This window comes from Nonomuraea coxensis DSM 45129, from assembly GCF_019397265.1.
Lineage (GTDB): Bacteria > Actinomycetota > Actinomycetes > Streptosporangiales > Streptosporangiaceae > Nonomuraea > Nonomuraea coxensis.
In genome coordinates this window covers 2,596,644-2,620,696 of record NZ_CP068985.1, presented here as the reverse complement: position 1 = coordinate 2,620,696, position 24,053 = coordinate 2,596,644, and the positions used below count along the sequence as shown (strand labels likewise).

The 24,053-nt window shown below is 73.6% G+C and carries 15 protein-coding genes; 5 read left to right on the top strand and 10 right to left on the bottom strand.

The features are described 5' to 3' along the window. Nucleotides 1-9 precede the first annotated feature (9 nt). Nucleotides 10-591, top strand: a complete 582-nt coding sequence (locus tag Nocox_RS12450; protein ID WP_020546054.1) for a hypothetical protein — start codon at nucleotides 10-12, stop codon at nucleotides 589-591. A 3-nt stretch (nucleotides 592-594) separates the two neighbouring features. Here Nocox_RS12450 and Nocox_RS12445 read toward each other — a convergent pair whose 3' ends face one another. From Nocox_RS12445 to Nocox_RS12435, 3 genes are read right to left on the bottom strand one after another with little or no spacing between them, the layout of a single operon-like run. Then, complete coding sequence (locus Nocox_RS12445) at nucleotides 595-2,550, bottom strand: ABC transporter ATP-binding protein (RefSeq protein ID WP_020546053.1); 1,956 nt, start codon at nucleotides 2,548-2,550, stop codon at nucleotides 595-597. After that, nucleotides 2,547-4,280: an ABC transporter ATP-binding protein gene (locus tag Nocox_RS12440; RefSeq protein ID WP_020546052.1), complete on the bottom strand. Its 1,734-nt coding sequence runs from the start codon at nucleotides 4,278-4,280 to the stop codon at nucleotides 2,547-2,549. The genes Nocox_RS12445 and Nocox_RS12440 overlap by 4 nt, the downstream gene beginning before the upstream one ends. Beyond that, nucleotides 4,280-4,900 (bottom strand): TetR/AcrR family transcriptional regulator, encoded by a 621-nt coding sequence (locus Nocox_RS12435; protein ID WP_026214932.1) that lies wholly within the window; start codon nucleotides 4,898-4,900, stop codon nucleotides 4,280-4,282. The genes Nocox_RS12440 and Nocox_RS12435 overlap by 1 nt, the downstream gene beginning before the upstream one ends. Before the next feature lie 143 nt (nucleotides 4,901-5,043). On the opposite strand from Nocox_RS12435, the gene Nocox_RS12430 reads away from it, so the two are divergent. Genes Nocox_RS12430 through Nocox_RS12420 form a run of 3 tightly spaced genes read left to right on the top strand, consistent with a single transcriptional unit; the run spans nucleotide 5,044 to nucleotide 7,806 of the window. Beyond that, a complete protein-coding gene (locus Nocox_RS12430; RefSeq protein ID WP_020546050.1) occupies nucleotides 5,044-6,186 on the top strand; it encodes a Gfo/Idh/MocA family protein in 1,143 nt (380 codons plus the stop codon). Next, nucleotides 6,179-7,087: a DUF6807 domain-containing protein gene (locus Nocox_RS12425; RefSeq protein ID WP_020546049.1), complete on the top strand. Its 909-nt coding sequence runs from the start codon at nucleotides 6,179-6,181 to the stop codon at nucleotides 7,085-7,087. The genes Nocox_RS12430 and Nocox_RS12425 overlap by 8 nt, the downstream gene beginning before the upstream one ends. Further along, nucleotides 7,084-7,806 carry a cupin domain-containing protein gene (locus tag Nocox_RS12420; RefSeq protein WP_020546048.1) on the top strand — a complete coding sequence of 241 codons (723 nt, stop codon included), beginning with the start codon at nucleotides 7,084-7,086 and terminating at the stop codon, nucleotides 7,804-7,806. The genes Nocox_RS12425 and Nocox_RS12420 overlap by 4 nt, the downstream gene beginning before the upstream one ends. Nucleotides 7,807-7,930: 124 nt before the next feature. Here Nocox_RS12420 and Nocox_RS12415 read toward each other — a convergent pair whose 3' ends face one another. The 3 genes from Nocox_RS12415 to Nocox_RS12405 all read right to left on the bottom strand — a co-directional run bounded on the left by Nocox_RS12415 (nucleotide 7,931) and on the right by Nocox_RS12405 (nucleotide 12,831). Beyond that, on the bottom strand, nucleotides 7,931-8,932 hold the full coding sequence (locus Nocox_RS12415) for a LacI family DNA-binding transcriptional regulator (RefSeq protein ID WP_020546047.1): 1,002 nt from the start codon (nucleotides 8,930-8,932) through the stop codon (nucleotides 7,931-7,933). Between the two features lie 41 nt (nucleotides 8,933-8,973). Continuing rightward, nucleotides 8,974-9,360 (bottom strand): hypothetical protein, encoded by a 387-nt coding sequence (locus Nocox_RS12410; RefSeq protein WP_157383350.1) that lies wholly within the window; start codon nucleotides 9,358-9,360, stop codon nucleotides 8,974-8,976. Between the two features lie 126 nt (nucleotides 9,361-9,486). Beyond that, nucleotides 9,487-12,831 (bottom strand): S8 family serine peptidase, encoded by a 3,345-nt coding sequence (locus Nocox_RS12405; RefSeq protein ID WP_020546045.1) that lies wholly within the window; start codon nucleotides 12,829-12,831, stop codon nucleotides 9,487-9,489. Nucleotides 12,832-13,112: 281 nt separating this feature from the next. On the opposite strand from Nocox_RS12405, the gene Nocox_RS12400 reads away from it, so the two are divergent. Next, entirely contained in the window at nucleotides 13,113-15,185 is a 2,073-nt protein-coding gene (locus Nocox_RS12400) for a sensor histidine kinase (protein WP_246649777.1), read from the top strand. A gap of 95 nt (nucleotides 15,186-15,280) precedes the next feature. Here Nocox_RS12400 and Nocox_RS12395 read toward each other — a convergent pair whose 3' ends face one another. The 4 genes from Nocox_RS12395 to Nocox_RS12380 all read right to left on the bottom strand — a co-directional run bounded on the left by Nocox_RS12395 (nucleotide 15,281) and on the right by Nocox_RS12380 (nucleotide 24,013). After that, complete coding sequence (locus Nocox_RS12395) at nucleotides 15,281-15,442, bottom strand: hypothetical protein (protein WP_219495606.1); 162 nt, start codon at nucleotides 15,440-15,442, stop codon at nucleotides 15,281-15,283. Nucleotides 15,443-15,491: 49 nt separating this feature from the next. After that, nucleotides 15,492-17,174: a serine/threonine-protein kinase gene (locus Nocox_RS12390; RefSeq protein ID WP_051112705.1), complete on the bottom strand. Its 1,683-nt coding sequence runs from the start codon at nucleotides 17,172-17,174 to the stop codon at nucleotides 15,492-15,494. A gap of 83 nt (nucleotides 17,175-17,257) precedes the next feature. Continuing rightward, nucleotides 17,258-19,660 (bottom strand): SpoIIE family protein phosphatase, encoded by a 2,403-nt coding sequence (locus Nocox_RS12385; RefSeq protein WP_157383349.1) that lies wholly within the window; start codon nucleotides 19,658-19,660, stop codon nucleotides 17,258-17,260. A gap of 66 nt (nucleotides 19,661-19,726) precedes the next feature. Beyond that, nucleotides 19,727-24,013: a HAMP domain-containing protein gene (locus Nocox_RS12380; RefSeq protein WP_020546042.1), complete on the bottom strand. Its 4,287-nt coding sequence runs from the start codon at nucleotides 24,011-24,013 to the stop codon at nucleotides 19,727-19,729. Between the last annotated feature and the right edge of the window lie 40 nt (nucleotides 24,014-24,053).

The window sequence follows — 24,053 nt, the reverse complement described above, 5'->3', positions numbered from 1 at the left end:
GAGCACCTGATGTCGTTGTCCGCGCTCGTGGCCGTCGCGACGCTCGCGACCGCCGCCGCCCTGCCGCTCGCGACCGCCGCCGCCCTGCCGCTCGCGACCGCCGCCGCCCTGCCGCCCGCGGCCGTCCCGCAGGACACGCTGACCTGCCGGGTCGGCACGCCGCCCGGCCGGCCGGTGACGTTCACCCCGGCCGTCGGGTTCCTTCCGCGCCAGGTCACCGCCGAGGCCACGCTCACCCTCTCCGGCTGCGCGGGCACCGGCCAGGCGGCCGGGCTGTCCTCGGGCCGGATGACCGTCACCGGCACCGGCCGCGCCTTCTGCACCGGCGTCCAGGACATCCGCGGCAAGGGCCGCATCACCTGGTACGACGCGACCGGCGGCCCGGCGGGCACGTCCGCCCTCCGGCCCGCCGCCGAGCAGGCGCAGACCCACAACCCCGGCGACATGCTGCTCAGCGGCAGGATCGGCAAGGGCGTGCTGGCCGGCGCCCGGGTGAGCGGCACCGCGACCCCGACCTCGGACGTCAGCGGCTGCGTCACCCGGGGCCTGTCCTCGGTGCAGGGCGCGGGCACGATCACCTTCACGACCTGACCGCTAGTCCACCTCCGCCACGGCCGCGGTGAACTGGGCGGAGTAGAGCCGGGCGTAGGCGCCGCCGGCAGCGAGCAGCGACTCGTGGGTGCCCTGCTCGACGATGCACCCGTTCTCCATGACCAGGATGAGGCTGGCGTCGCGGATCGTGGACAGCCGGTGGGCGATGACGAAGCTGGTACGGCCCTCGCGCAGGGTGCTCATCGCCCGCTGGATGAGCACCTCGGTCCGGGTGTCGACCGAGCTGGTGGCCTCGTCCAGGATGAGGATCGCCGGGTCGGACAGGAACGCGCGGGCGATCGTGATGAGCTGCTTCTCGCCCGCGCTGACCGTGCCGCCCTCCTCCTCGAGCACGGTGTCGTAGCCGTCGGGCAGGGTGAGCGCGACGCGGTCGACGTGCGCGGCCTGCGCGGCGGCCTCGACGCGCTCGCGGCTCGCCTTCTCGGCGCCGTAGCCGATGTTCTCGGCGATCGTGCCGCCGAACAGCCAGGTGTCCTGGAGCACCATGCCGATGTTGGCGCGCAGCTCCTCGCGGGACATCGTGGCGATGTCGACGCCGTCGAGCGTGATGCGCCCGCCGGTCACCTCGTAGAAGCGCATGACGAGGTTGACCAGCGTGGTCTTGCCCGCTCCCGTGGGGCCCACGATGGCGACCGTCTGGCCGGGCTCGACGGTGAGCGACAGGTTCTCGATCAGCGGCCGGTCGGGCTCGTAGCGGAAGGACACGTCCTCGAACGCCACCCGGCCCCTGACCCGCTCGGGCCGGGCCGGCTCGGCGGGCTCCGGCGACTGCTCGCCGGCCTCCAGCAGCTCGAAGACGCGCTCGGCCGAGGCGACGCCCGACTGCACCAGAGCCGCCATGCCGGCCACCTGCATGAGCGGCTGGCTGAACTGGCGCGAGTACTGGATGAACGCCTGCACGTCGCCCAGCGAGATCGAGCCCGAGGCGACCTTGAGCCCGCCGACCACGGCGACCAGCAGGTAGTTGAGGTTGCCGATGAACATCATCGCCGGCTGGATGACGCCGGAGATGAACTGGGCGCGGAAGCTGGAGTCGTAGAGGGCGTCGTTGTGCCGGTCGAAGGTCTCGGCGGCCTCGTGCTGCCGGCCGAACACGCTGACCAGCGTGTGCCCGCCGTACATCTCCTCGATGTGGCCGTTGAGCTTGCCGGTGGAGGACCACTGCCTGACGAACTGCGGCTGCGACCGCTTGCCGATCACCGCGGTGACCCAGACCGTGACCGGCACCGTGACCAGCGCGATGAGCGCCAGCACCGGCGAGATCCAGAACATCATCGCGAGCACCGCGATCACGGTCAGCACCGACGAGACGAGCTGGCTCATCGTCTGCTGGAGCGACTGGGCGATGTTGTCGGTGTCGTTGGTGGCGCGGCTGAGCACCTCGCCGCGCGGCTGGCCGTCGAAGTAGCTGAGCGGCAGCCGGGACAGCTTGGCCTCGATCCGCTCGCGCAGCCGGTACGCGGCCCGCTGCACGACCGTCGTGGTCAGCCGGAACTGGGCGACGCCGAGCAGCCCCGCCACCACGTAGACCGCGAGCGCCCAGGCCAGCACGTACGCGAGCGCGTCGAAGTCGATGCCCTGCCCGGGCACCACGTGCATGGCCGCGACCATGTCGGCGAAGGTGTCCTGGCCGCGGGCGCGCAGCCCGGCCACGGCCTGCTCCTTGGTGACGCCGGCGGGGAGCTGGGCGCCGATGATGCCGGAGAAGATGAGGTCGGTGGCCTGGCCGAGGATCTTGGGCCCGGCCACGGTCAGGGCGACGCTGGCCGTGCCGAGGGCGAGGACGACGGTGAGCAGCCGTCGTTCGGGGCGCAGCAGCCGCATCAGGTTGCGGAGCGTCCCGCGGAAGTCGGACGGCTTCTCGGGGGGCGCGCCCATCATGCGGCCGGGGCCGAACCCGGGTTGCGGGCGGCGCGCGGGCGCCTGCGCGGCGGTCATGCTGCCTCCTGTTCGGTGAGCTGGGACAGCACGATCTCGCGGTACGTCGGGCAGTCGTCCATCAGCTCGGCGTGGGTGCCGGTGCCGACCAGGCGGCCGTCGTCGAGCACGAGGATGCGGTCGGCGTCGCGGATCGTGCTGACGCGCTGGGCGACGATGACGATCGTGGCGTCGGTGATCTCCTCGGCGAGCGCGGCCCGCAGCCGGGCGTCGGTGGCGTAGTCGAGGGCGGAGAAGGAGTCGTCGAACAGGTAGATCTCGGGCCGGTGCACGAGGGTCCTGGCGATGGCCAGGCGCTGGCGCTGGCCGCCGGAGACGTTCGTGCCGCCCTGGGAGATGGGCTCCTCCAGGCCGCCGGGCATGGCCTCGACGAAGTCGCGGGCCTGGGCGATCTCCAGGGCTTGCCACAGCTCCTCGTCGGTGGCGTCCGGGCGGCCGTAGCGGAGGTTGGAGGCGACGGTGCCGGAGAACAGGTAGGGCGTCTGCGGCACCAGGCCGACGGCGCGGGAGAGCGCGGCCGGGTCGAGCTCGCGGACGTTCACGCCGTCGACCAGCACCTCGCCGACGCTCGCGTCGAACAGCCGCGGGATGAGGTTGAGCAGGGTGGTCTTGCCGCTGCCGGTGCTGCCGATGATCGCGGTGGTGCGGCCGGGCCTGGCGGTGAAGCTCACGCCGGACAGCACCGGCTCCTCGGCGCCGGGGTAGCGGAAGTCGACCGAGCGCAGCTCCAGCTCGCCGATGCGGCGCTCCGGCGTGACCGGCTCGGCCGGCGGGCGCACGGTGGGCTCGGTGCCGAGCACCTCCTCGATGCGCTCGGCGCAGACCTCGGCGCGCGGGATCATCATGAACATGAACATCGCCATCATGACCGACATGAGGATCTGCATGAGGTAGGAGATCACCGCGGTGAGCGCGCCGACCTCCATGTCGCCGCCGGCGATGCGGTGGCCGCCGAACCAGACGACGGCGACGCTGGAGAGGTTGACGACCAGCATGACGGCGGGGAACATCAGCGCCATCAGCCGGCCGACGCGCAGCGAGACGTCCGTCAGCTCGTCGTTGGCGACGCCGAAGCGCTCGCGCTCGTGGGCGTCGCGCACGAAGGCGCGGATGACCCGGATGCCGGTGATCTGCTCGCGCAGCACCTGGTTGATACGGTCGATGCGCTCCTGCATGGTGCGGAACAGCGGCCGCATGCGCACGACGACCAGCGCCACGACGACGATCATCAGCGGCAGCGCGACCAGCAGCAGCGACGACAGCGCGACGTCCTGGTTGAGCGCCAGCACGATGCCGCCGACGCACATGATCGGCGCCGCCACCACCATGGTGAACGTCATGAGGACGAGCAGCTGGACCTGCTGCACGTCGTTGGTGGTCCGGGTGATCAGGGACGGCGCCCCGAACTTGTTGACCTCCTGGACGGAGAAGTCCTGCACCCGGTGGAAGATCGCGGCCCGCAGGTCGCGGCCGAGGGCCATGGAGGTGCGGGCGCCGTAGTAGACGGCGACGACCGAGCAGACGACCTGGACGAGCGTCACGGCGAGCATCACCAGCCCGACGCGCATGATGTAGGCGGTGTCGCCCTTGACGACGCCGTCGTCGATGATGTCGGCGTTCAGTGTGGGGAGATAGAGCGTGGCCAGCGTCTGCACGAACTGGAAGAGCACGATGAGCGTGATCTCTTTCCCGTACGGCCTGAGCTGTACCCGCAGGAGGCGGAGCAGCATCAAGGGGCGCTTTCTGTCGATGGGGTGGGTAAGGGCCGCACGAGCAGCCCGTCGAGCAGGACGGAGACGATCTCCTCGTCGTCCATGTCACCGAAGTCGCCCATGGCGAGGCCGTGGTGCACGCGCACCGCGATCAGCATGAGCAGCAGGTGCGCGGCGGCCTCGGGAGCGCGGCGCAGGCGGTCGCGGTCGGGCTCCATGAGGGCGGCGAGGCCGGCCGCGATGCGCCTGCGGCTGTCGAACATCCGCTGGTGGAACTCGGCGTCGTCGGCCATGAGCTCTCGCGGCGCGGCCATGAGCCTGGCGTTGGCGCTCATGCCCTCGCGCAGCAGCGTGACCGCCCTGCGCAGCCGTTCGCGCAGGTCCAGCGCCGGATCGATGGCCGCCAGCGCGTCCACCGCGGAGCGCGGGTCGAACGCGCTCATCAGCGCGGCGCGCAGCAGCGAGGCCTTGTCGGGGAAGACGCCGAAGATCGTCCCTTCGGCGACGCCCGCGGCCTCGGCGATCTGCCGGGTGCTGAGCGCGGTGCCGTGCGCGCGCAGCAGGGGAACCGTGGCGGCGATGAGCACGGCACGACGGTCTTCCGGCGCCATGGCCGGCACTCTTCGCCGTTTCGTCATGGGAGGGAGTGTAATGAGCGAGTACTCACTCGTTCCACCGGTTTATGCGGAGACTCGTTGACAGGCCGCCGCCTCGGAAAATACGTTGGGCAGGCAAAAGTGATCGATCACTTTGTGCTTTGACCTTCGTGTGAGGAGTGCCCGTGCCCGAACCGCCCACCCCGATCCGGGTCGCCGTCGCCGGAGCCGGCGGCATCGCGAGCGGCGTCCACCTGCCCGCCCTGGCCGCCGCGGGCGAGGACGTGCGCGTCATCGCCGTCTGCGACCTCGACCCCGCCCGCGCCGGGGAACTGGCGGACGCCCACGGCATCCCCGGCCGCTACACCGACCTGGCCGCCATGCTGGCCGCCGAGAGCCCGGACCTGCTCGTCGTCGCCACGCCGCCGGTCGCGCACCGGGACGCGGTCGTCGCCGGCCTGCGGGCGGGCGCGTGGGTGTGGTGCGAGAAGCCGCCCACGCTGTCGCTCGCCGAGTACGACGAGATCGCCGCCTGCGAGAAGGAGGGCGGCCCGTACGCGGCCTACGTCTTCCAGCACCGCTTCGGCAGCGCCGCGCGCCGGCTGCGGCGGCACGTCGCCACGGGCGAGCTCGGCCGGCCGTACGTCGCCGTGTGCAACACGCTGTGGTACCGCGGCCACGACTACTTCGAGGTGCCCTGGCGGGCCAAGTGGGCGACCGAGGGCGGCGGCCCCACCATGGGCCACGGCATCCACCAGATGGACCTGCTGCTCGACCTGCTCGGCGACTGGGACGAGGTGCACGCGGTGGCCGCCACGCTCAGCCGCCGCACCGAGACCGAGGACGTCTCGTTCGCCGTCGTCAGGTTCGCGAACGGCGCGGTCGGCTCGATCGTCAACAGCGTCCTGTCCCCGCGCGAGACGAGCTACCTGCGCTTCGACTTCACCGACGCCACGGTCGAGGTCGAGCACCTGTACGGCTACGACAACTCCCACTGGCGCTGGACGCCCGCGCCGCACGTCACCGACCAGGACCGGATCGCCGGCTGGCCGCCCGAGGAGGACGTGCGCAGCTCGCACCGGGCCCAGCTCGACGCGCTGCTCGCCGCGATGCGCGCGGGCGAGCGCCCGGCCGCCTCCGGGGCCGACGGGCGGCGGGTCATGGAGCTGATCACCGGGATGTACCAGTCGGCCTTCACCGGCCGTCCCGTGACCCGGGCCGAGCTGTGCCCGCCCAACCCCTTCTACCAGGCGCTCAACGGCGGCGACCCGGCCCGCGCCGCCGCCGTCCTGCGCCGCGAGCACGAGGAGAGCAGCAGCCGTGACTGACCGCGAGCTCGGCGTCCGCGACGAGGGCACGGCCCTCGCCGTCACCGCCGGCGAGGTGGAGATCGCCCGCTACGTCCACCGGCCGGACGCCCCCGACGCCGAGGCGCCCAAGCCCTACCTGCATCCGCTGCGCGCTCTGAGCGGGGCGCCGCTGTCGTCCTACCGGCCCTGGGACCACCGCTGGCACAAGGGCCTGCAGATGACCTGGGCCCACCTGTCCGGCCAGAACTTCTGGGGCGGCCCCTCGTTCTCGGCGGAGCGCGGCTACCAGTGGCAGGACAACCTGGGGCACATGCGCCACGTGGACTTCGCCGCCGTCTCCGCCGACGGCGACCGGGTCACGGTCGAGGAGACCCTGCACTGGATCACCGCGGCCGGCGAGCACTGGATCACCGAGCGGCGGCGGCTCGCCTTCCACGGAGTGGACGCCCGGCGCGGCCTCTGGGCGCTGGACTTCGCCACCGAGCTGCGCAACGTGCGCGGCGCCACCCTGGACTTCGGCAGCCCCACCACGCACGGCCGACCCCTCGCCGGGTACGCGGGCTTCTGCTGGCGCGGCCCCCGCTCCTTCACCGGCGGCACGATCCTCGCCGCCGGCGGGCGCGGCGGCGAGGAGATGATGGGCGAGCAGGCCGACTGGCTGGCGCTCGCCGGGCAGCACGACGAGATCGACGGCGGCGCCACCGTGCTGGTCATCGCCGGGCGTTCCAGCGCCGCCGTGCCGATCAAGTGGTTCGTCCGGCGGGAGCCGTTCGCCGTGATCAGCCCCTCCCCCTCGTTCGACGAGGAGATCGCGCTGGCGCCCGGCGGCACGCTCGAACTCGCGCACCGGCACGTCTTCGTCGACCGGGTGTGCGAGCGGGCCGAGCTGGACGAGCTGGGCGAGGAGTTCGCGCTGTGACCCCCCTCTTCCCCGGCGGCACGGCGGTCAGCGACCTGCGCGTCTACGACTGGGAGTGCCAGGACGGCGTCCACGGCGGCACCCCGCACCTGCACACCGTCTCCACCGAGGCGTACGTCGTGACCGAGGGGCGCGGCGAGGTCCACACGCTGAGCGCCGCCGGCTTCGCCAGGGACCGGCTGGAGGCGGGCTCGGTGCTGTGGTTCTCCCCCGGCACCGTCCACCGGCTGGTCAACGAGGAGGGGCTGCGGCTGGTGGTGGTCATGCAGAACGCCGGGCTGCCCGAGGCCGGGGACGCCGTCCTGACCTTTCCCGAGGAGGTGCTGCGCGACCGCGAGGCGTACCTGGCCGCCGCCACGCTTCCGGCCGGGGGGACGGAGGCCGAGCGGGCCGCCGCCGCCCGCGCCCGGCGGGACCTCGCGATCACCGGCTTCCGCCGGCTCCTCGACGACGTCGGGCGGCGGGGCGGCGCGGCGCTGGCGGAGCTGCACCGGCTCGCCGCGGACCTCGTCCGGCCCCGGGTGGAGGGGTGGACGGCGCTGTGGGACGAGACGGTGGCGGCCGAGACCGAGCGCACCCGCGCCCAGCTCGCCGCCCTCGCCGCCGGCGACCCCGCCCACCTCGGCCAGGCCACCGTCGTCCGCGCCACCCCCCGCCCCGGCCCCCGCGCCTTCGGCATGTGCGGCCGCCTCAGAACCTGGACCCCCGCCCAGGACTGACCTGCCCGAGCAGCCCTGGCGACCCCCAGAACATGGACACCCTCCCACGACCGACCCGCCCGAGCAGCCCTGGCGACCCCCTCAGGACATGGAGACCCTCCAGGACCGGCCTGCCCGAGTGGGCCTAGCGGGGTGGGGGGCCGGAGGACTCGCGGATGATGACGCGGTTGAGCGAGCGCGCGGCGGGCTCGGGGGCAGGCTCGCCGCGCACCTCCGCGACCAGCCTGGCCACCGCCTCGCGCCCCTGGACCTCGCGGTCGACCGCCACCGTGGACAGCGACGGGGTGGCGAAGCGGCCCAGCTCCTCGTCGTCCCAGCCGAAGACGCTGACGTCGCCGGGGACCCGCCAGCCGCGGGCGAGCGCGGCCCGCACGGCCCCCATGGCGACGTGGTCGTTGGCGGCCACGATCGCGGTCACGCCGCAGTCGTCGGGCAGGGCGCGCACGGCGTCGTGGCCGGAGCGCGCGCTCCAGTCGCCGTCGGCGACGCCGTAGGAGGTCAGCCCGCGGCTCTCGACGGTCTGCTCGTAGACGCGCCTGCGGTTGCGGGCGGAGGCGAAGCTCTGCGATCCCGCGATGTGCAGGAAGACCCGGTGCCCGAGCCCCGCGAGGTGGTCGATGATCTCGGCGACCGGGGAGGCGTCGGCCAGCTCGTTGACGCCGCGCAGGTTGTCGTCGTAGTCGCCGGTGACGACCACCGGGACCGGCGCGCCCGCCGGGTCGAGGTCCAGCGGCGACAGCGACAGGATGCCCTCGACCTGCCCCGACGCCGCCAGCTCCAGGACCCGCTCGGCCCTCGCCCTGGCGTCGCCCTCGACGCTCACCACCTCCAGCTGGAAGCCCTCGGCGTGCGCGGCGGCCGAGGCGGCGCCGAGCAGGCGCACCGGCCACAGGTAGGCGGAGGCGGGCAGGGTGATCGCCAGCCGGTTGGTGCGGCGGGTGCGCATGGACCGGGCGACGAGGTTGGGCCGGTAGTTGAGCTCCTGGACGACCTCGTCGATCTTCCTGCGGGTCTCCGGCTTCAGCCCCTCGTTGTGCCGGAAGTAGCGGGAGACGGTCTGGTGGGAGACGCCGGCGCGCCGGGCCACCTCGTGGATCGTGACGCGCGGCGTGTCGGACCGGCCCACGGGAACCCCCTTCCGCGCCCTCGCGCTCCGTCGTGCCCAGCCTAGCGCCGAGCCCTCGATGGGTCGCCCGCGGCGAGCAGGCGCAGGCGGCCGGCCAGGCGGCGGTGCCACCGGGCGAGCCGGAGGTCGGGCCCGTCGTCCCGGCCCGCGCGGCCGGCCAGCCGCTCCCGGAGGACCGCGCAGCGCTCGTGGGCGGCGGCCAGCTTCAGCATGGCCTCCGACCTGCGCAGGGCGGCCGACCACAGGCGGCGGGCGGCCTCGCCGGGGTCGTGGCCGGGCAGCGGGAGCGGCTGCTCCCCCGGCTCGTACGCGCCCGCCCTCATGCGGGACAGCCGGTCCTGGATCAGCGCGCGGGCCTCCGCGGCCCGCCGGGCGTCGGCGGCGGCCGTCCTGGCCCGCTCGCCGTGACTCAATGGCTCACGCCCCATGGCTCCTCCCGTACGCCAGGAAAAGCTCTCCGTCGTCATTCAGACACAGGCGGGGAGGCGCCGCAACCTCTTCGCGGGAACGAGCGGCGCGGGCCGCGGGCGGTGGACGCCCGCGGCCCGGTCCGGTCACTGGACGTTGATCGTGTCCACCTCCACGGTGATGCCCTTGACCTGCGGCGTCGAGGTGGCCGTGGTCACCTTGCCGGCCCCGGCGCTGACGCCCTTGATCTTCATCGAGTAGGTCAGCGTCCCGCCGGGCGCGCCCGGCGTGCTGGTCACGACGAGGTCCTCGGTCGGCGGCCCGGTGATCTGGCTGCCGGCGGTGCCGTCGGCGTTCTCGGCGCCCACGGTCAGCCCCGCCCCGGCGGGCGGCGCGCCCGGCAGGTTGCCGGGGTCGTAGGCGTAGCTGATGTCCTCGGCGCCGTTCACGCCGATCCACTGCTGGAAGACCTTGAGGTCGCCGGTGCCGTACAGGTTCACCCGCCACTCGACGACCACCCACCGGCTGACGCCGTCCGTCAGGATGGTCGCGTAGACGCCGGGGGCGCCGGTGCCGTCGAGGTCGGTCCAGTAGGGGGCGAGCACGGCGTTCGGCCGCGCCGGGTCGGGCAGTGTCTGCGGCTGGAACGCGATGTCGTCCGAGCCGTTCGTGCCGCCCGCGACGGTGTAGCCGTTGGAGACCACGCCGATCCTGTTGTAGGTCTGGCCGGCGAACGCGAACGCCGGCACGTTGAGGTTGACCGCCTGCTCGTCACCGATCGCGATCGGGGCGACGCCGAAGATGTCGAGCGGGATGTACCCGGCGGGGCCCGCGCCGGGCGCGATCGCCGGCCGGTCGGGCTGCCGGGCGGCGAGCGTCGCCTTGGCGGTGGCGATCTGGGTGCCGACCTTCGTGGCCCCGGTCACGCTGTTCAGCCGCAGCCGCGCGTCGAGCGTGCTCAGCGCGGTGACCTCGGCGGCCTCCAGGCTGTTGTTCTGAACGGTGACGGTGCAGGTGGACTCGCCGGTGTTCCTGGCGATGGTCGCCGGCGCGCAGGTCTGCTCGACCGGGACGACGCCCTCCTGGCGGTAGAACGCCACCGGCAGGTGCAGCGCGCGCGAGCCGCCGACCTGCTTGAGGTCCACCTGCCCGAAGTACTGCCCGTCGGGCAGGTCGGGCGCGGTGATCACCACGCTGAGCTTGGCGCTCTTGCCCGGCGCGACGGTGACGAGCGGCGGCACGACGGCGACGGCCGCGCCGCTGACCGCCCGGCCGGTGGCGGTGAAGACGAGCGTCTTGTTCGTGACGTTCTTGACGGTGCGCTTGACGGTGATGACGCCCGGCATGACGGGGGCGTTCACCGACGGCAGGTTGAGGTCGATGCGGCCGCCGGGGTCGGTCGCGGAGGCGGCGAAGTTCGCGGCGCTCTCGTCCAGGGTCAGGCCGGGGTCGCCGGCCTTGGTCAGGTCGATGCGCCCGCCGCCCATGTCGAACGGGTCGGCCGGGGTGGTCCCGTCCGGCTTGGTGACCGACGTCTTGCCGGTGGTCTCCAGCGCCGACTTGACCTGGCCGGGCGTCCAGTCGGGGTGCAGGGCGAAGACGAGCGCCGCCGCGCCGGCCACGTGCGGGGCCGACATCGAGGTGCCCGAGATGACCTGGAAGGTGTTGCCGGGCGGCCCTTCGAGCGGTGACTCCGGCGTCGGGGTCATGCCGGCCACGATGTGCAGGCCCGGCGCGGTCACGTCCGGCTTGAGGAAGTCGCCGCCGGGACCGCGCGAGGAGAAGTACGTCATCCGGTCGCCCTGCCAGGGCGTCTTCGTGCCCTGGGTGAAGGAGGCGGTGGCGCCAGGGTGGGCGGACAGGAAGGCGAGCAGCGTGTCCGCCTCCGGCTTGTCGAGGTGCACCGACGGGAGCCAGTGGGCGTCGGTGAAGACGTCGAACGGGAAGCTGTTGTAGAGGATCATCCCGGCCGCGCCGCCCTGCTTGACGTTGAAGCCCTTCAGCACCCGGTTGGGGCCGCGCTCACAGGCGACGATCTTGCCGGTGAACAGCCCGGCGGGCGCGGGCGCGTCGCACAGCGGCCGCGAGTACGGCGGCGCCGAGGCGAGCACCACGGGCAGCGGCGAGGACAGCCCCGCGGTGATGGAGGCGCCCTTGACCGTGGCCGTCGCGCCGCCGCCGCCGCTCAGCGTGAGCGTCGACTGGAACGTACGGCCCTGCGTGGACGCGGCGACCGTGGTGACCCACGGACTGCGGTGGTCGGTGGTGTTGGCGCCGGGCCCGGAGTTGCCGGCCGAGGCCGAGACGAGCACGCCGGCCGCGTACGCGTCGAGGAAGGCCAGCTCGACCGGGTCGCTGTAGGGGTCGCTGCCGCCGGAGATGGAGAAGTTGATCACCCGGACGCCGTCCAGGACGGCCCGCGCGACCGCCTGCGCCGAGTCGGACTGGAAGCAGCCCTCCGCGCCGCACACCTTGTAGACCGACACGGCCGCACCGGGCGCGATGCCGTTGATCGGGCCGCGGCTGATGCCGAGCGGGGTGGCGTCGGCCACCGGACCCCCGGCCGACGTGGAGGCGGTGTGGGTGCCGTGGCCGTTGGAGTCGCGGGCGCTGTCGGGGTAGACGTCCCCGCCGATGACCTCGTTGTACGTCTCCAGGAACGCCTGCCCGCCGATGAGCTTGTTGGTGCAGGTGAACGGGTCGTTCGCGGGCGTCAGCGGGTTGTCGCCGAAGTCGCACGCGCGCGGCGCGCCGTCCTTGGTGGGCGGCGGGGCGGGCAGGCCCGGCCGGGAGGCGAAGGACGGGTGCTCGGGCCAGGCGCCGCTGTCCAGGACGCCCACGATCACGCCCTTGCCGGCCGTGTCGCTGCCGCCGAGCTTCGGGTAGACGGCGTCGGCGCCGATGAAGGCCGGGCTGGAGTCGGTGAGCAGTTTCTCCAGCCTGTCCTCCTGGACGGCGGCGACGCCGGGCAGCTTCAGCACCTCGTCGGCCTTGTCGCCGGGGATGCGCAGCGCGATGCCGCCGTACACGGTCCTGATGCGCTGGCCGACGGCCGCGCCGGGCACCTTCGCGGCCAGCTCGGCGAGGAAGGCGTCCTCGACCTTCTGGATGTGCCCGGTGTACCTGCGGGCGTCGGCGCTCCCGGTGTCCAGGGCCTTGCCGGTGACGGCGGGGCTGGTGCCGGGCAGGCCGGGCAGGCCGCCGCGGTAGGCGGCGAGGGAGTCGTAGTCGAGCTTGACGACGACGTTGACGGGCTTGGTGGAGGTGGCGCGGAGCAGGGCGGGATCGCTCTTGGCGAGCTTGCCGGACGGGGACTTGGCGCCGTCCACCAGTTCGGCGCCGGTCAGCGGGATGGCCGTCCACTTCCCCGCCGGCGACGGTGACGGCTCGGGGGTGGCGAGCGCCGCCGGGCTCAGGGCCAGGACGGCGCTCAGGCCCGCGGCGACCGCGGCGAGCCTGCGCGCACGGGGTAACAGGGCGCTGGATGACACGAGAACCTCCTCGTCGAGGGGCTGCGTGGACCTCGTCCTGCCCGCTCGCGGAGGCGTCGCGTCACCCGGCGCCAAGGCATGCCGAAGAGAACGGACCCTCCCCGGCGGGTGACGAGCGGAGCGTCCGCCCCGGTGGGGGCGGCTGGGCTCCGGACTGGAGTGTAACCAGCGAATCCCCGGCCGAGAACACGGTAGATCGTCCCGATCTGCGGCGTCGTACCATGGTGGCCGGCAAGACCGGGGATGACGTGCGGCTTCCCCAGGGAGACAGGACGGGCGCGGTGACGGACACGCTGGCCGCTTCGGGGGCGGGCTCGAAGGCGGGCGGGGCGCGGTGGGGCGGCGACGGGCGGTGGGCCGGCCGGGCGCGGTGGGCGTCCGCGGCGCTGGCCGCGCTCGCGGTGACCCTGACCGTCGCCGGCGCGGCCGTGCAGCTGTCGGTGCCTCGGGAGTGGGCGCCGTGGCCGCCGTTCGTGCCGGACCACGCGGCGGGGCTGGCGTTCCCGCTGACCGGGGCGTTCCTGATCCGGCACCGGCCGCGGCTGCGGCTGGCCTGGCTGATGTGCGCAGGCGGGCTCGGCTCCTCGGTCGCCATCATGGCCGTCGGGCTGCAGAACGCCTCGGCCGCCGGCGGCGACCTGGAGAGCGCCGGCTGGCTGCGCGTCGTGGCCGTGGCGGGCTGGACGGTGGCCGCGTGCACGCTGGCGTCCCTGCTGCCGCTGCTCTCCCCCGACGACCGGCTGCCGTCGCGGCGCTGGCTGGCGGTGGCGGTCCTGAGCGTGGCGGCGAACCTCGCCGAGGGCGTGCGCAACGCCGTGCGGCCCGCGCCGCTCACGAACCGCTATCCCGAGGTCGTCCCCAACCCGCTCGCCGTCGAGGCCCTGGCCCCCTACAACGCCGACCTTCAGGCCGGGCTCACGCTGGTGATCAACGGCTGCGTGGTGCTCGGGGTGCTGTCGCTGGTCGGACGCATGCGGCGGGCGGCGCCCGCCGGGCGGCGGCAGATCGCCTGGCCGCTGTCGGCGTTCGTCGTCTACACCGCGTTCGTGCTGCTCGGACCGGACTACTGGGCGCTCGCGACGGTCTGGACGGCGCTCATCCCGGTGGCGATCGCCTTCGCGGTGCTGCGCCACCGCCTGTACGGCATCGACACCGTCATCAGCCGCACCGTCGTCGCGACCGGCCTCGTCGTCACCGTCGGCGCGGTCTACTTCGGCGTCAGCGCCCTGGCCGGGCTGCTGCTGTCGGGCTACGACCAGCTCGCCGGGCTGGCCGCCACGCTCGCGGCGGGCGCGCTGTTCCAGCCGCTGCGCGCCCGGCTGCGCCGGATGACCGACGTCATGCTGTACGGCCGGCACGGCCGCCCCGAGGTGCTGGCCCGGCGGCTGGCCATCGAGGTGGGCGCCAGGGAGCCGTCGAACGCGCTGGCCGCCGTCACGTCCGTGGTGCGCGACGGGCTCGGCGTGACCGGCGTCGTCGTCGAGGTCGGCGGGCCGCCCGCCGACCGGCCCGCCGGGGCCGCGGGCGAGCCCGGCCGGGCCGGCATGCGCGTGGAGCTGGGCGTGGCCGGCGCGAAGCCGCGGGTGGTGCCGCTCGTGTGGCACGGCGAACCCGTCGGCCGCATGCTCATCGGCCCGCCGGGGCCGCGCCGCTTCTCCGCCGCCTACACCGAACGGCTGGTCGCGGTGGCCGTCCCCTACGTCGCGGACGTGGCGCACGCCGTGCTGATGGCCGCCGACCTGCAACGTTCCAGAGAGCGCATCCTGACCGCCCGCGAGGAGGAACGCCGCAGGCTCCGCCGCGACCTGCACGACGGGCTCGGCATGGCGCTGACCAACATGGCGATGTCGCTCTCCATCGCCCGGCTCAGCCTGCACGAGGCGCCCAGCGCCGCCGACGCGCTGCTGCTGGACCTGCGCAGCGGCATGGACGCGGTCAGCCAGGAGGTCCGCGAGCTCGTGTACGGGCTGCGCCCGCCCACTCTCGACGACCTGGGCCTGGCCGGCGCGGTGCGCACGCTCGCCGCCGAACCCGGGCCTCCCGTGGAGGTCGTGGTCGAGGGCGAGACCGGCGACCTGCCCGCGGCGGTGGAGGTGGCCGCGTACCGGATCGCGCAGGAGGCGCTCACGAACGCGCGCAAGCACGCCGCCGCCCGGCACGTCACCGTGACGCTCGCCCGCTCGGCGAAGACGCTCGTCGTACGGGTGCGCGACGACGGCAAGGGGCTGCCCGCCGTACGGCGCTCCGGCGTGGGCTTCGCCTCGATGCGCGAGCGGGCCGCCGAACTCGGCGGCACCTGCCTCATCACCTCACCAGGGACGGGCACGCGGGTGGAGGCGACCCTCCCGCTCTGAGCGCTCCCCCGGCGTCCCTGCGTCGGGCCGGGGCCGCGGCGCTCGTCACGTGCCGCGGCCCGGCGCTCTCGAAGGTGGGTGGGTCGTGGATCTCTTCAGCCGGCCGGCTCGCCGGCCGTCAGGAGTTGCAGCCGCAGGAGCAGTCTGAGGAGCATGAGCAGGACGAGCCGTGGCCGCACGAGCAGTTGCCCTTTGTGGTGTCCATGCCTCGTATGTTCCTTGAGCGGCAGGTGCTCGACCTCACTTTGGGAGCACATGTTGCCTCCGCCGAGGGGACATGGACCGAACCTGCGCCGGTGGCGCGCGTCAGTCGTGGCCCTTGGCGAGGGCCTTCCCGGGGACGTTGTCCCGCGCGGACTCGGAGCCGCCGGCGAGGGCCTTCCTGGCCTGGCCCGGCGGGACGAAGGGGGCGGCGTGCCTGCCCCGGGCGTCCTGACCGGGCGAAGGGCCGGTGGCGTGCTTCCCGGTGCTCTCCTTCGTGCTCCTGCCGGTGTCCCTTCTGGCGCCGGTCCCGGTCCGCTCGACGGCGACGGACCGTACCCGCAGGTCGGCCGCGACCTCCCCCTGCGTGCCCGGCCGCCAGGGAGTGCCGGGCTGCTCGGGAGCGCCCGGCTCCCCCCGGGTGTCCGGCTGCCCAGGGGTCACGGGCTGTCCGGGCGTCTCCGGCTGTCCGGGCGTCTCCGGCTGTCCCGGCACGACCGGCTGCCCCGGAGTGCTCGGCTGCCCCGGCACGGCAGGCTGCCCCGGAGTGCTCGGCTGTCCCGGCAGGGCCGCCTCGACCCGTTGCTCGGCGCCGACGCCGCCCGTCTCCGCGCCGCCGACGGGCCAGCCCGTGACGGCGAGCACGGTCACGATCAGTGCCGCCAGCCCGGCCACCTGCCGCATCTGCCCGTTCCCGAGCCACCGCCCCAGCGCCTCCAGCGCCCCGCTCCCGGCGCCTCCCGCCCCGAGGGAGGACGCGGGCGCGCCCCCTTCCGTCCCCGCGCCGGACGAAGCGGGCGCGATGCTTCCCGTCCCGGGGAGGGAGGAGGGGACCGGCGCGAAGGCTCCGGTCTGGGGGGCTGAGAGGGGGAGGCTCTGGGTTCGAGGGGCGGGGGTGGCCGGGCGGGGGCGGAGCCCCGGCCGGGGCCGGGCGGGGGCCGCGGGCGGGGGGCAGGGGTCCGCGGTGGCGACGCGGCGGAGGTGGCGGCGGGCGGCGGCGGGCGCCCAGCGCCGCTCCGGGTCCTTCTCCAGGAGTCCCATGAGCAGCGGCGCCAGGGGCCCGGCCTGCTCGAACGGCGCCGGTGCGGCGGTGAGCACGGCGCTGATCGTGGCCAGCGCGTTCCCCTGCTCGAACGGCGAGCGCCCCTCCACCGCCGTGTACAGCGTCACGCCCAGCGACCACAGGTCCGCCTCGGCCGTCGGCGGCCCGCCGCGCGCCCGTTCGGGGGCGATGTACGCGGGCGTCCCCACCACGAAGCCCGCCTCCGTGAGCTCGACCGGCTGCTCCATGCTGGTGGCCAGGCCGAAGTCGGTCAGTACGGCGTGACTCCCGCCGGAGTCGAGGAGGATGTTGGCGGGCTTGACGTCCCGGTGCACGATCCCGGCGGCGTGCGCGGCCTCCAGGGCGTCCAGCACCTGAAGGCCGAGCGCGGCGACGGCGGCGGGCGGCAGCGGCCCGCGCTCGGCGAGCACGCCGGCCAGGGTGGGGGCCGGGACGAGCTGGAGCACGATCCACGGCCGCTCGTCGGCCACGACCACGTCGTAGACGGTGGCGACGTGCGGGTGGCTCAGCCGCGCGGCGAGGCGGGCCTCGCTCATGGTGCGCCCGAGCAGCGCCTCGCGTTCGGACGGCGGCCGCTGGTCGAGGGTGACCTCCTTGACCGCGACCGGGCGGTCGAGCAGTTCGTCGTGGCCGCGCCAGACCCGGCCCATGCCGCCGCGGCCCAGCTCGGCCTGGAGCCGGTAGCGCCCGGCGAGCAGCAGGCCTTCGTAACGCGAAACGGACATAGCGCCCGGCCTACCCGATCAATGCCCACCCATGCGCGAACCGTCATAACGGCCCGGTCGCGCCTTCCCGCGAGGCGACGGAGTCAGGAGGTGCCGGGCGCGACGAGCTGGATGCCGACCAGGCAGGTGTCGTCGTCGGTGTCGGAGTTGCTGTGGGTCAGCAGGTGGTCGAGGCGGTGCTCCAGGGAGGCCGTCGGATGGCCGGCGGTCTGGAGGAGCTGCTGCTGGGAGTGGTGCAGGGCGCGGTCGCGCCGCTCGATCAGCCCGTCGGTGTACATGAGGAGGGTGTCGCCGGGCATGAGCTGGACCCGGCTCTCCTCGTACGTGACCTCCGACAGCGCCCCCAGCAGGACGCCGCCGATGAGGTCGAGCTCGGCCACCTCCTCGCCGCGGATCAGGATGGGCGGCAGGTGCCCGCCCCGCGCCCAGCGCAGCACACCGGTCTCCGGGTCGTACAGGCCGCAGACGGCGGTGGCGGTGACGTTGTCGGTCAGGTGGTGGGCCACCATGTTGAGCCAGGTCAGGAGCTGGCCGGGGCCGGCGCCGGTCGCGGCGAGGCCGCGCAGCGCGTTGCGCAGGACGACCATGCCGGTGGCCGCCTCGATGCCGTGCCCGGCCACGTCGCCGACGGACAGCAGGATCTGCTTGGACGGGAGCACCACGGCGTCGTACCAGTCGCCGCCGACCAGGTGCTCCTTCTCCGCGGGGCGGTAGCGGACGGCGATGTTGAGGTCGAACGCCTCCATCGGGCCGCGGGAGGGCGGCATGATCGCCTGCTGGAGCTGGAGCGCCAGCCGGTTGCGCTCGGCGGCCTGCTGCTCGGTGTGGGCGAGCTGGTCGCGGGTGGCGGCCAGCGCCACCTCCGTCCAGTGCTGGGAGGACACGTCCTGGTACGCCCCCCGCACCGCGAGCAGCCGCCCGTCGGGCGACAGCACGGGCTCGGCCACCACCCGGATGTGCCGGGCCATGCCGTCGGAGCGCTGCAGCCGGAACGCGGTCGTGGCGGGCCGCCGGTGGTGCGTCAGCGTCCGCAGGAAGCGGCCGATGAGCACGGCGTCGTCGGGGTGGGCGTGGTCGGCCAGCCGTTCGAGCGGGATGGGCGGCTCGCCGGGCTTCATCCCGTACAGGTCGCGGAGCTGCCGGTTCCAGGTGATCTCGCCCGACAGCGTGTTCTCCTCGAACCCGCCGATGCGGCCGAGCCGCTGGGCGTGCTGGAGCAGGCTCGCCAGGCGGGTGGCCTCGTCCTGGAGCCGCCAGATGAGCAGCACGCCGTCGCCGTGCCGGGTGATGCTGACGCTGGCGAGGCTCGGCAGCGGCACGTCGTCCACGAGCGCGGTGAGCGTCATGTTCTCCGCCTTGAACGGCTCGCCGGTGGCGTGCACGTTCTCGACGACGGAGAACAGGCCGCCCTCGTGGGCCGCCAGCGGGTACGCCTCCAGCAGCAGCGACCCGGCCACCGCGCCCTTGGGCCGGCCCGCCGGGTCCACGAAGTGCGGGTTGGCGTGGGTGATGCGGAAGTCGGTGAGCCGGCCGTCGGCGTCGAGGTGCGGCTGCAGCACGAGCGCGGCGTCCGGCAGCGCCTCGGCGAGGCCGATCAGCTCCGCCTGCCCGGCGCCGCCGCCCGGCTCGACGGGCCGTTCGAGGACGTGGGAGCAGAGCTCGGCCAGGGCCTCGACCTGCTTGTGCACCTGCGGCGGCTGCGGGCCGACCGGGCCGGGCCAGCCGATCTCCAGCACGCCCATGATCCGGCCGCCGGTGCCGGCGGGCACGGCCACCCGGCCGCCGTCGGGCGTGAGCGTCATCCCGATCGACGGCAGCCCGACCTCGTCGAGCGCGCGGACCCACACGGCCCGGCGCTCGAGGAGCGCGCTGCGGGCGGGCGTGTTGACGCCGGGCGGGACGTAGCGCCACCGGCCGGCCTCGACGGCGCTGAAGCCGGCGCTGGCGGCCAGGGTGAGCGAGCCGTCGGAGCCGACCGTCCAGACGGCGACGTTCGTCGCGCCGAGCGGCTTCAGCGCGTGCTCCAGCAGCGAGACGGCCACGGCCTGCGCGTCCGGGGCCTCCACCATGCCGTTCTCGGCCGAGCGCAGCCGCACGGCGACGTCGGCCGCCTCGGCCGCCTCGTCCGCCTCGTCGGCGGCGCGGGCGGAGTCCAGGAACTCGCGCGTGGCCTCGCTGATGCGGTCCTGGGCGGCCTGGTTGATGATGTCGGCGGCCAGTTCGAGCTGGCTCACCCCGGCCTGCTCGGCGAGGAGTTCGAGCTGCTGCGCGGCCCCCGCCAGGCCGCACTGCAGCCGCTCGATGAGGATGCCCTTGGCCACCTCGATGAGCGCGCGGCCCTCGGCGGCGCGCTGGGCCTCCTGGATCTGCCGGCGCAGCCGGTCGATGGTGGCGGCCAGCCGCCCGACGTTGCTCACCGCCGCCGCCTCGGACGGGGCGGGCGCCGGGAGGCCGGGCTCCTGCGGGCTGTGCACTGTGGGTCCCACTGTGGGGTCGCTCCTCGCCGGTCAGGCCGGATCGTGGCTGGTCGGGGATCTCGTCGCGCGGTACGCCTACGGGCGGGGCTCCCGCACGTCGAGCCAGTGCCTCATCCGGGTGAGCAGGTGCTCGGCGTCCACCGGCTTGGTGACGTAGTCGCTGGATCCCGCGCCCAGGGCCTTCTCCTGGTCGCCCGGCATGGCCTTGGCGGTCACCGCGATGATCGGCAGCTCGGCGTACTGCGGCATCTCGCGGATCTTCGCGGTGGCGACGTAGCCGTCCATCTCCGGCATCATCACGTCCATCAGGACGATGTCGATGTCGGGGTGGTTGACCAGCGTCTCGATGCCCTGGCGGCCGTTCTCGGCGTGCAGGACGGTCATGCCGTGGATCTCCAGGATGCTGGTGATCGCGTAGAGGTTGCGCGTGTCGTCGTCCACGACGAGCACGGTGCGGCCGGCGAGCTCGCCGTCCACCTCCTGGCGGGCGAGCGTGCCGACGGCCTCGGGCCGGATCAGCGGCAGCACGTCGCCCGGCTGCTCGGCCGTGAGGTGCAGGGCGATCCGCTCGCGCAGCTCGTCGAGGCTGGACAGCAGCTCCAGGGCCTGGTTCTCGGCGCGCTCGCGCAGCCGGGCCTTCTGCTGGGAGGTGGTGCGCCAGTTGCTGTAGGCCAGCACGGGCACCACCGCGAGCGCGGGGTCGCCGTCCATGGCCTCCAGGAGCTGGAACGCCGCCAGGTCGGGCATGTCGAGGTCGAGCACCATGCAGTGGCAGGGCTGGGCGGCGAGCGTGGCCGCGGCCTCCTCGGCGCCCGCGGCCCTGATGACCTCGACGGTGTCGTCCCTGGTGTCGGTCAGCTCGCGTACGACGCTCTCGGCGACCAGCGACAGCAGGCCGCCCGCGCGCTGCTCGATCACCAGCAGTCGCCGGTGCTGCGTGCCGCCGCCCGCGGCCGGGCCCGCGCCGGCCGGGGTGGCGAGGCCGCTCTCCTCCGCGCCCTCGGGCAGGGCGGCCGCCGCGGCGGCGGCGCGGGCGGGGCCGTCGGTGAAGGCGGGGTGGGCGACCGGCAGGAAGAGGGTGAAGACGCTGCCCTGTCCCGGCGTGCTCTGCACGTTGATCGCGCCGCCGAGCAGGTAGGCGATCTCCCGCGAGATGGACAGGCCGAGGCCGGTGCCGCCGTACTTGCGGCTGGTGGTGCCGTCGGCCTGCTGGAACGCCCCGAAGATCACTTCGAGCTGCTGCTCGGGGATGCCGATGCCGGTGTCGACGACCCGCAGGGCGAGGGCCGGGCCGTTGGCCCGCACGGTGGCGGGCAGCTCGGCCGCGGCGGCAGGCTCGATGCGCAGCTCGACCCGGCCGGTCTCGGTGAACTTGACCGCGTTCGACAGCAGGTTGCGCAGCACCTGGCGCAGCCGGGAGTCGTCGGTCAGCAGCTCGTTGGGGATGCCGGGGGCGGTGGCGATGGTGAAGTCGAGGCTCTTCTCGCTGGTCATCGGCTGGAAGGTGGCCTCGACGTAGTCGAGCAGGCGGCGGAGCTGCACCCATTCGGGGTTGACGTCCATCTTGCCCGCCTCGACCTTCGACAGGTCGAGGATGTCGTTGATGAGCTGCAGCAGGTCGGAGCCGGCCGAGTGGATGATCTCGGCGTACTCGACCTGCTTCGGCGTGAGGTTGCGCGTGTGGTTCTGGGCGAGGAGCTGGGCCAGGATGAGCAGCGAGTTGAGCGGGGTGCGCAGCTCGTGGCTCATGTTGGCGAGGAACTCGCTCTTGTACTTCGAGGCGAGGGCGAGCTGCTGGGCGCGGTCCTCCAGCTCCTGCCTGGCCTGCTCGATCTCGAGGTTCTTGGCCTCGATGTCCTGGTTCTGGCTGACCAGGAGGCGGGCCTTCTCCTCCAGCTCCTCGTTGGAGCGCTGCAGCTCCTCCTGCTGGCTCTGCAGCTCCTCGGAGCGGGCCTGGAGCTCGGCGGCGAGCCGCTGCGACTCCTTCAGCAGCTCGTCGGTACGCGCGTTGGCGACGATCGTGTTGAGGTTGACCCCGATCGTCTCCATGAGCTGCTCCAGGAACGCCCGGTGCACGGGCGTGAACTCCTGGACCGAGGCCAGCTCGATGACGCCGAGCACCTGCTCCTCGACGACGACGGGAAGCACGACGAGCGAGGCCGGCTCGATCCGGCCGAGGCCCGAGTCGATGGTGATGACGCCGGAGGGGATGTTCTCGGTCAGCGCGATCGTGCGGCGGCTGCGCGCGGCCTGGCCGATCAGCCCGTCGCCGAGGCGGAACCTGGGGGCGCGCTCGGCCTCCACGGGGTAGCCGTAGGCGCTGATCAGCTTCAGCTCGCTCTCCTCGGCGAGGAAGAACGCGCCGTACTGGGCCGAGACGAGCGGGGCCAGCTCGTTCATCACCAGCTCGGCGACCGTCGCGAGGTCGCGGTGGCCCTGCATGAGGCCGGACATGCGGGCGAGGTTGGACTTCAGCCAGTCCTGCTGCTCGTTGGCCGTCGTGGTCTCGCGCAGCGACTTGACCATCGAGTTGATGTTGTCCTTGAGGTCGGCCAGCTCGCCCTCGGCGTCGACGGTGATCGAGCGGGTCAGGTCGCCGGAGGTCACCGCGCTGGTCACCTCGGCGATCGCGCGCACCTGCCTGGTGAGGTTGCCGGCCAGCTCGTTGACGTTCTCGGTGAGCCGCTTCCAGGTGCCGGAGACGCCCTCCACCTCGGCCTGGCCGCCGAGCCTGCCCTCCGAGCCGACCTCGCGGGCCACCCTGGTGACCTCGGCGGCGAACGAGGACAGCTGGTCGACCATCGTGTTGATGGTGGTCTTCAGCTCCAGGATCTCGCCGCGCGCGTCAACGTCGATCTTGCGGGTGAGGTCGCCGCGGGCCACGGCCGTGGTGACCTGGGCGATGCTGCGCACCTGGTTGGTCAGGTTGTCGGCCATGGAGTTGACGTTGTCGGTGAGGTTCTTCCAGGTGCCGGCCACGTTGGGCACCCGCGCCTGACCGCCGAGCTGGCCCTCGGTGCCGACCTCGCGGGCCACCCTGGTCACCTCGTCGGCGAACGCGCCGAGCGTGTCGACCATCGTGTTGATCGTCTGGGCCAGCGCGGCGACCTCGCCCTTGGCCTCCACGGTGATCTTCTGCGACAGGTCGCCGCGGGCCACGGCCGTGGCCACCTGGGCGATGCTGCGCACCTGGCTCGTCAGGTTGGAGGCCATGACGTTGACGTTGTCGGTGAGGTCCTTCCACGTGCCGGACACGCCGCGCACGGTCGCCTGGCCGCCGAGGTTGCCCTCGGTGCCGACCTCGCGTGCCACGCGGGTGACCTCGTCGGCGAAGGCCGAGAGCTGGTCGACCATCGTGTTGATGGTCTCCTTGAGCTCCAGGATCTCGCCGCGGGCGTCCACGCGGATCTTCTGCGACAGGTCGCCCTTGGCGACCGCCGTGGTGACCTCGGCGATGCTGCGCACCTGGGCGGTGAGGTTGTCGGCCATGACGTTGACCGACTCGGTGAGCGCCTTCCAGGTGCCGGACACGCCCTTGACGTCCGCCTGGCCGCCGAGCCGGCCGTCGGTGCCGACCTCGCGGGCCACCCTGGTCACCTCGTCGGCGAACGACGAGAGCTGGTCGACCATCGTGTTGAGGGTGTTCTTCAGCTCCAGGATCTCGCCGCGGGCCGAGACCGTGATGCGCTGCGACAGGTCGCCCCGGGCGACGGCGGTCGCGACCTGGGAGATGTTGCGTACCTGGTCGGTGAGGTTGCCGGCCATGAAGTTGACCGAGTCGGTGAGGTCGCGCCAGGTGCCCGCCACGCCCTTGACGTCGGCCTGGCCGCCGAGCTGGCCCTCCGTGCCGACCTCGCGGGCCACCCTGGTCACCTCGTCGGCGAACGACGAGAGCTGGTCGACCATCGTGTTGACGGTGTTCTTCAGCTCAAGGATCTCGCCGCGGGCGTCCACGGTGATCTTCTGCGACAGGTCGCCGCGGGCGACCGCCGTGGTCACCTGGGCGATGCTGCGCACCTGGTCGGTGAGGTTGCCCGCCATCGCGTTGACGGACTCGGTGAGGTCCTTCCAGGTGCCCGACACCGCCGGCACGTCGGCCTGGCCGCCGAGCCGCCCCTCGGTGCCGACCTCGCGGGCCACGCGGGTGACCTCCGAGGTGAACAGCGAGAGCTGGTCCACCATGCCGTTGAAGACCGAGGCGATCTCGCCCAGCAGGCCGTCGGCGTCCTCGGGGAGCCTGGTGCGGAAGTCGCCGTCCCTGACCGCCGTCAGGCCCGCGAGGAGCAGCCGCAGCTCGGACTCCCCGACCTCGGCGCCCGCGCGAGTGCTCGTGCCCGGCCCGCCGGCTGTCGTGTCACTCATGTCCGCCCTCGTCGTCGAGATTGTCTGGCCAAGCACCTTC

Coding starts and splice junctions, on each gene's coding strand:
- Nocox_RS12450 (WP_020546054.1), top strand. CDS start 10: ATGTCGTTGTCCGCGCTCGTGGCCGTCGCGACGCTCGCGACCGCCGCC.
- Nocox_RS12445 (WP_020546053.1), bottom strand. CDS start 2,550: ATGACCGCCGCGCAGGCGCCCGCGCGCCGCCCGCAACCCGGGTTCGGC.
- Nocox_RS12440 (WP_020546052.1), bottom strand. CDS start 4,280: ATGCTGCTCCGCCTCCTGCGGGTACAGCTCAGGCCGTACGGGAAAGAG.
- Nocox_RS12435 (WP_026214932.1), bottom strand. CDS start 4,900: ATGACGAAACGGCGAAGAGTGCCGGCCATGGCGCCGGAAGACCGTCGT.
- Nocox_RS12410 (WP_157383350.1), bottom strand. CDS start 9,360: ATGGGGCGTGAGCCATTGAGTCACGGCGAGCGGGCCAGGACGGCCGCC.
- Nocox_RS12395 (WP_219495606.1), bottom strand. CDS start 15,442: ATGTGCTCCCAAAGTGAGGTCGAGCACCTGCCGCTCAAGGAACATACG.
- Nocox_RS12390 (WP_051112705.1), bottom strand. CDS start 17,174: ATGTCCGTTTCGCGTTACGAAGGCCTGCTGCTCGCCGGGCGCTACCGG.
- Nocox_RS12380 (WP_020546042.1), bottom strand. CDS start 24,013: ATGAGTGACACGACAGCCGGCGGGCCGGGCACGAGCACTCGCGCGGGC.